The sequence below is a fragment of the Citrobacter sp. L55 genome (assembly GCF_002850715.1).
GTDB lineage: Bacteria > Pseudomonadota > Gammaproteobacteria > Enterobacterales > Enterobacteriaceae > Citrobacter > Citrobacter braakii.
On sequence record NZ_KZ559439.1, the window covers coordinates 1 to 5,841 of the forward strand.

Genomic DNA, 5,841 nt, shown 5'->3' on the forward strand with positions numbered 1-5,841 from the left:
CATGGCAAACTGAAACGGATAATCGGCGCCACGCTGGGATTTAAATCCATGAAGACGGCTTACGCCACCATCAAAGGTATTGAGGTGATGCGTGCACTACGCAAAGGCCAGGCCTCAGCATTTTATTATGGTGATCCCCTGGGCGAAATGCGCCTGGTAAGCAGAGTTTTTGAAATGTAAGGCCTTTGAATAAGACAAAAGGCTGCCTCATCGCTAACTTTGCAACAGTGCCGTTCTGCCCGCGTTTGCTCCGCCTGAGCTTGTAGGCTCAACGCTTCATCAGGTGAGGCCTGACCGATACGCACGCGTTCATGGGCCAGGCGCAGTTGCTCATCCTGCTCGCGCAAAATGGCAGTAGTGGCTTCTAGTTGCGCGGCGAGGCGTGCTCGGGTAATGGCAGCGGTTGCCATGTTGCCGGCAAGGGCCAGGCGCGCAGCATTCAGTTCGAAGCGACGGTAGTCGGCGCGAGCAGCCAAGGCTTCGAGTGCGCGCCGGTTGCCGCCAGCCAGATCGAGGTTGTAATGCACGCCAACGCTGGCGTTGTAGAGGCTGAATTGACGTGCGTCTCCGCTCAACCCTTGGCTACTGGGACTCATTTGCTGGCGCTGAGATCCCAGTGCGACATCTACCTGTGGATATTGCGTCGAGCCCGCCTGTGCGGCAAGAAGCTCCTGCGCCTGTCGCAAATTGGCGCTGATGCTCGCCAGCGTCGGGCTGACATGGAAAGCTTCGTTTATCAGTCCGTCGAGTGCGGATGAACCCAAGCTTTGCCACCATTGCGTTTCGATCGGAAGCCCTTCGACTAGACGTTGTGTTTCGCCGAACTGCGTGGGAGCGGACACGGTTCTATCAGCTACCGGTGTTGCAGTGTAGCGAGCCACATCGGGTGCGGTGGGACGCTGAAAATCAGGGCCGGCGGCGCAGCCGGCCAGACCGGCGGTGACCAGACCAGCTACCAGGTAAGTTGCCGCAAGCCGTCTTTCGAGGCTGATGGGGCGCTGGCATGTTTTAGCGTGCTCCATAAAAATGCTCCACGAAAGGTTTACGGAAAGCTTGGTGGCAGCCCAAGCAGCTTTCCTGCACGTGGGCGAATGATTGGATCACCGCCTTGCCGTCGCTGCTCACAGCAGCCAGCTTCATGGCCAGCGCCGCCTCGTGAGTCTGCGCGTCAAAGTTGCTGAACTTGGTCGCATCAGCGCCGAGGTAAGCAAGGATGCGCATTTTTTCAGTAAGCGGTGGCTCGGGGTGTGCAGCAACTTTTGGGGCGAGCTGAACGACCTGAACCCATTCCTCCTGCGAAATCGCACCGGTAATAGCCTGCATGTTGCGCCCGAGTTCCTGCATGATCTTGCGTAGCGCCAGTGGCTCAACCTGGGTAGCGTCACCAGCCCAAGCTGGCAACTGAAAACCCCATAAAAGCAGGCAGGCCGTAACGGTCAGGGTGATAGTTCCAAATGCGTGGCTGTGTTTGCGGTGGGTCATGAAATTCTCCTGTAATTCAATCGTTCTCTCATTCGAACTCCCGCCCTTCGCCAGCTTCCTCATGGGTCACGCCGTCGCGGATGTGGTAGATGCGCTTGAATGTGGGGATGATCTTTTCGTCATGGGTGACGACGATGATGGCGGTCTCGAACTTCCGGGCCATGTCGTTGAGGATGCGGATTACAGCCATGGCGCGCTCGGAATCCAGCGGCGCAGTGGGTTCATCGGCCAGGATCACCGGCGGACGATTGACCAGTCCGCGCGCGATGGCGACCCGTTGCTGCTCGCCACCGGAGAGTTGCGAGGGCATTGCGCGAGCTCGGTGTTGCACATCAAGCGCTGTGAGCAATTCCAGTGCCTTCGCGCGCGACTCTCCATTCGCGACGCCTGCAAGCATCGGCAGCAGCGCCACGTTGTCGGTGACATCGAGAAACGGAATCAGGTACGGCGCCTGGAAAACGAAACCGATCTTGTCACGCCGTAAGGCGCGCAGGTCGCGGACTTTCCAGCCATCGGCGTAGATCACTTCATCGCCCAGCGTCATGCGACCGGCGGTCGGTTCGATCACCGCACCCAGACACTTGAGCAGCGTGCTCTTGCCGGACCCGGAAGGGCCGATCAGTCCCACCACTTCACCAGGCGCAACATGCATATTCACGTCTCTCAAGGCAAAGACAGCGGTGTCACCATCGCCATACCGCTTGCTTAAACTTTCGATGTGTATCCCTTTGCCACTCATCTCAACCTCCAATGGCTTCGGCCGGATCGACCTTGAGTGCTATGCGAATGGCGACGAGGCTAGCTAGAACGCAGATCACGAGCACGGCAAAAAAACCGGCGACAGAATCCATTGGCGTGAGCAGGACATATTTTGGAAAAGCCGGTGCTGAAAAGGTGGCTGTGATCTTGCCGACCACGAAGCCAATCACGCCCAGGGCGAGCGCCTGCTGCATGATCATCGCGGCGATGGTTCGGTTGCGTGTGCCGATGAGCTTCAACACCGCGATCTCACGGATTTTGTCCATCGTCAGCGAATAGATGATGAAGGCAACGATGGCCGCGCTAACGATGGCCAGAATCACAAGGAACATGCCGATCTGCTTGGCCGAGGTGGCGATCAGCTTGCCGACGAGGATGTCTTCCATCTGTGCCCGGGTGTAGACCGTCAAACGCTTCCAGCGCTGGATGGATTCGGCAACCTCGTCCGGCGCATGACCAGGTTTCAGAGTGACCAGCACGGCATTGACGAACGCGTTGCTGCTCTGTGAAGCAATCACGGCATCCAGCAAACCTGGATCACCGGGTCGATTGAAGACCGGGTTGGCTTCGGTGCGACGCCGGCTTTGCCAGATGGCATCGTTGTCCTTGAGGAACTGGGCCTCCTGGGCATCTTTGAGCGGAATGAATACCATCGGGTCGCCGCTGGACGACACCATGCGCCGTGTCAGCCCCACGACGGTGTAATGATTGCGGCGAATGGCAAGACGATCTCCCAGTTTGAAGCCGGTGGCGATGTCGGCCACAGCCTCGTAGTGACCGCGCGTGATCTGGCGTCCAGCGACGAGATAAGGAGGCCATCCGGGTGTAGCCCCCAACGCACCGGGCGCGATGCCGACCACCATGGTGCGTACATCACTCTCGCCCTTGCGTACCTGCATGGTCAGGTAGGTCGCGTTCGCTGCCTGTGAGACTCCCGGCATGGCGAGAATGGCGCGATACACGTCATCGTTGAGGCTGGACGACTCCGCATAAGGACCCAGAGTATCCTTTTGCACCACCCAAAGGTCAGCGCCACTGTTGTCGAGCAACGCCTTGCCGTCGTCCACCATGCCTCGGTACACCCCAGCCATGACCAGGGTGACGCCGATCAGCAGACCCAGACCGATGCCGGTGAAGACGAATTTCCCCCAGGCATGGAGAATGTCGCGGCCGGCCAGGCTGATCATCGTGAAACTCCCGGGATATGCTCGACCACATGGATGCGGCTGCGCGCCGTCAGTGCCTTTTCGCTATAGGTCACAACCTGGTCCCCATTCTTGAGCCCTTCGCGCACCTGCACGTAACCATTGAGGTCGGAAGTGCCGAGCTTGACCGGGGAGAAATGCAGATCACCATCCACGATTTGCCAGACACCAACTTTATCGCCTTCACGCTGGACGGCAGCGTTGGGGATCAGTGGAGCGGCCGGGAGCGCCGGCAAGTCAACCGTGACTTCGGCCAGTTCACCCACTGGTGGCAAAGGTTCTGGTTTGTTATCGAATGTCACCTTGGCAAGCGTTTCCTCGGTTACCGCGTCGGCCTTGGGTTCCACCCGCAGCACGCGACCTTTCAAGGTCTGGCCACCACGCGAACGCAGGACGATATGAGCCGGCAGCCCCCCAGCCAGCCCCGATGCGCTGATCTGGTCGAAGCGCACATTGATCCACAAACTCTTGGGGTCGATCACTTCCACCACGGCCTGGCCCGCGACGATGGTCGTGCCGGGATCGGCATCGCGCACGGCGACTACACCGTCGACCGGCGCGATCAGGCGCAGATTGCTCCGCTGCGCGACGAGTGCTTCGCGGTCGGAGCGTGCCCGGGCAATATCTTCCCGAGCGGCGGATAGGGCGGCATCGGCGATCTGCAGTTCCTGCCGCTTGGTGGTGACGATTTCCTCGCTGGTCGAGCGCACCGCAAACAATTGCTCATAGCGGCGCGCCTGGGTTTGCGCGTAGGCTTGCCGGGCTTCTGCCTCGCGCAAAGCCGCTTCCGCCCGCTTGAATACAGACTCCTGTGAGCGCACCCGATCATCAAGGTCGACCGGCTCCATCTCGCCGAGCACCTGTCCGGCCTTGACCTGGTCGCCTACATGCACCTCCAGGCGTTTGACGCGCCCGGCAAACGTCGGTCCGATCTTGTAGGTGTAGCGCGCCTCCACCGTGCCGATGCCGAACAGCGCCGGTGTGATAGCCTGTGATTCCACGCTTGCCACCGTCACAGCGACCGGGGCGAGCGGCCCTGATCGCAGACCGACATAAATAAAAAGCACCAGCAAAGGAATGATGACGGCAAGCAGTGCCAGGGTGCGGCCTTGCAAGGGTAACTTTTTCATTGCGCACTCCTTATGCCACGCCGATAAATTGCAAAGACGCGCGGCGCATCGCGGTGCATACGTCCCACATCACCCGCCAACAGCGATTGCATGACCAAGCCCTGGATCGTGCCAATGAACAGCGTTGCCGCCGCCTCGTTGTCAAGCGAGGGAGACAACTCGCCGCTGGCCTTGCCTTTCTCGATGAGACGATGCAAACGTTCGCCGTAGCGCTGAATCAAGGTTTGCACCATGCGCTTGGCCGGTGTCGATTCGGCACGCTGAAGCTCACCAAACATCATTCTTGGCACGCCTGGGTGCTCAGCTACGAATTCGATATGACTCATGAACATCGCCTCCATGGCTGCCAAGGGCGACTCGATTCCTTGTGCGGATCGATCGATTCTGGCTAATAGGCGCTCTGCTACCCACTCCATGACCGCCTGCCAAATGGCTTCCTTGTTCGGGAAGTGCCGAAACAGCGCACCCTGGGTCAAGTTCATGTGTTTAGCGATAGCCGCAGTGGTTATCTCGCTTGGGTTTTGTGAACCGGCAAGCGCCACGACGGACTCGACAGTTACGGCACGACGTTCATCGGCCGGCAGATGCTTTGGATGGGTGTCCACGAGCACTCCTTGTAAGATAGTAATTGATTACTATCTTACCACAAGAGGCAACTCAAACAAGAGAAAACCCGACGTACTCGTCAATATCTAGAGTCTGCAATGGGCTTAACGTGCTTTATTTAATGAGATGGTCACTCCCTCCTTCCCGGTACTATGCTGAGGACAGGCTTTCATTCGGAGAACTATCATGGAAAACATTGCGCTCATTGGTATCGATCTGGGTAAAAACTCTTTCCATATTCATTGCCAGGATCGTCGCGGCAAGGCTGTTTACCGTAAAAAATTTACACGGCCAAAGTTAATCGANCTCTTTCCATATTCATTGCCAGGATCGTCGCGGCAAGGCTGTTTACCGTAAAAAATTTACACGGCCAAAGTTAATCGAATTTTTGGCGACATGCCCCGCTACAACCATCGCAATGGAAGCCTGTGGTGGCTCTCACTTTATGGCACGCAAGTTGGAAGAGTTGGGGCATTTTCCTAAGCTGATATCACCACAATTTGTCCGTCCATTCGTTAAAAGTAACAAAAACGACTTTGTCGACGCCGAAGCTATTTGTGAAGCTGCATCGCGTCCGTCTATGCGTTTTGTACAGCCCAGAACTGAATCTCAGCAGGCAATGCGTGCGCTGCATCGTGTCCGTGAATCCCTGGTTCAGG

6 protein-coding genes and 2 pseudogenes are annotated in these 5,841 nt (G+C 57.8%); 2 read left to right on the forward strand and 6 right to left on the reverse strand.

The genetic code is table 11. The features are described from left to right. Positions 1-180: pseudogene (locus B9P82_RS27725) on the forward strand (IS6 family transposase); the annotation flags it as partial. Here B9P82_RS27725 and B9P82_RS27730 read toward each other — a convergent pair. Genes B9P82_RS27730 through B9P82_RS27755 form a run of 6 tightly spaced genes read right to left on the reverse strand, consistent with a single transcriptional unit; the run spans position 126 to position 5,181 of the window. Then, a complete protein-coding gene (locus B9P82_RS27730; protein ID WP_246842189.1) occupies positions 126-1,022 on the reverse strand; it encodes a TolC family protein in 897 nt (298 codons plus the stop codon). The pseudogene B9P82_RS27725 and the gene B9P82_RS27730 overlap by 55 nt on opposite strands. After that, positions 1,009-1,482 (reverse strand): cytochrome c, encoded by a 474-nt coding sequence (locus B9P82_RS27735; RefSeq protein WP_099973647.1) that lies wholly within the window; start codon positions 1,480-1,482, stop codon positions 1,009-1,011. Before B9P82_RS27735 ends, B9P82_RS27730 begins: the two co-directional genes overlap by 14 nt. A 28-nt stretch (positions 1,483-1,510) precedes the next feature. Next, the gene (locus tag B9P82_RS27740) at positions 1,511-2,221 is read right to left on the reverse strand and encodes an ABC transporter ATP-binding protein (protein ID WP_004393997.1); all 711 of its coding nucleotides are present in this window, start codon (positions 2,219-2,221) and stop codon (positions 1,511-1,513) included. Position 2,222: 1 nt separating this feature from the next. Beyond that, entirely contained in the window at positions 2,223-3,428 is a 1,206-nt protein-coding gene (locus B9P82_RS27745; protein ID WP_022652303.1) for an ABC transporter permease, read from the reverse strand. Continuing rightward, positions 3,425-4,576: an efflux RND transporter periplasmic adaptor subunit gene (locus B9P82_RS27750; protein WP_022652304.1), complete on the reverse strand. Its 1,152-nt coding sequence runs from the start codon at positions 4,574-4,576 to the stop codon at positions 3,425-3,427. Before B9P82_RS27750 ends, B9P82_RS27745 begins: the two co-directional genes overlap by 4 nt. Next, positions 4,573-5,181: a TetR/AcrR family transcriptional regulator gene (locus B9P82_RS27755; RefSeq protein ID WP_004393990.1), complete on the reverse strand. Its 609-nt coding sequence runs from the start codon at positions 5,179-5,181 to the stop codon at positions 4,573-4,575. Before B9P82_RS27755 ends, B9P82_RS27750 begins: the two co-directional genes overlap by 4 nt. A gap of 187 nt (positions 5,182-5,368) precedes the next feature. Here B9P82_RS27755 and B9P82_RS27765 point away from each other — a divergent pair. Further along, positions 5,369-5,841: pseudogene (locus B9P82_RS27765) on the forward strand (transposase); the annotation flags it as partial.

What these genes read in the sequence shown, in the direction of transcription:
- B9P82_RS27730 (WP_246842189.1), bottom strand. Translation starts at nt 1,022, where the DNA reads ATGGAGCACGCTAAAACATGCCAGCGCCCCATCAGCCTCGAAAGACGG.
- B9P82_RS27735 (WP_099973647.1), bottom strand. Translation starts at nt 1,482, where the DNA reads ATGACCCACCGCAAACACAGCCACGCATTTGGAACTATCACCCTGACC.
- B9P82_RS27740 (WP_004393997.1), bottom strand. Translation starts at nt 2,221, where the DNA reads ATGAGTGGCAAAGGGATACACATCGAAAGTTTAAGCAAGCGGTATGGC.
- B9P82_RS27745 (WP_022652303.1), bottom strand. Translation starts at nt 3,428, where the DNA reads ATGATCAGCCTGGCCGGCCGCGACATTCTCCATGCCTGGGGGAAATTC.
- B9P82_RS27750 (WP_022652304.1), bottom strand. Translation starts at nt 4,576, where the DNA reads ATGAAAAAGTTACCCTTGCAAGGCCGCACCCTGGCACTGCTTGCCGTC.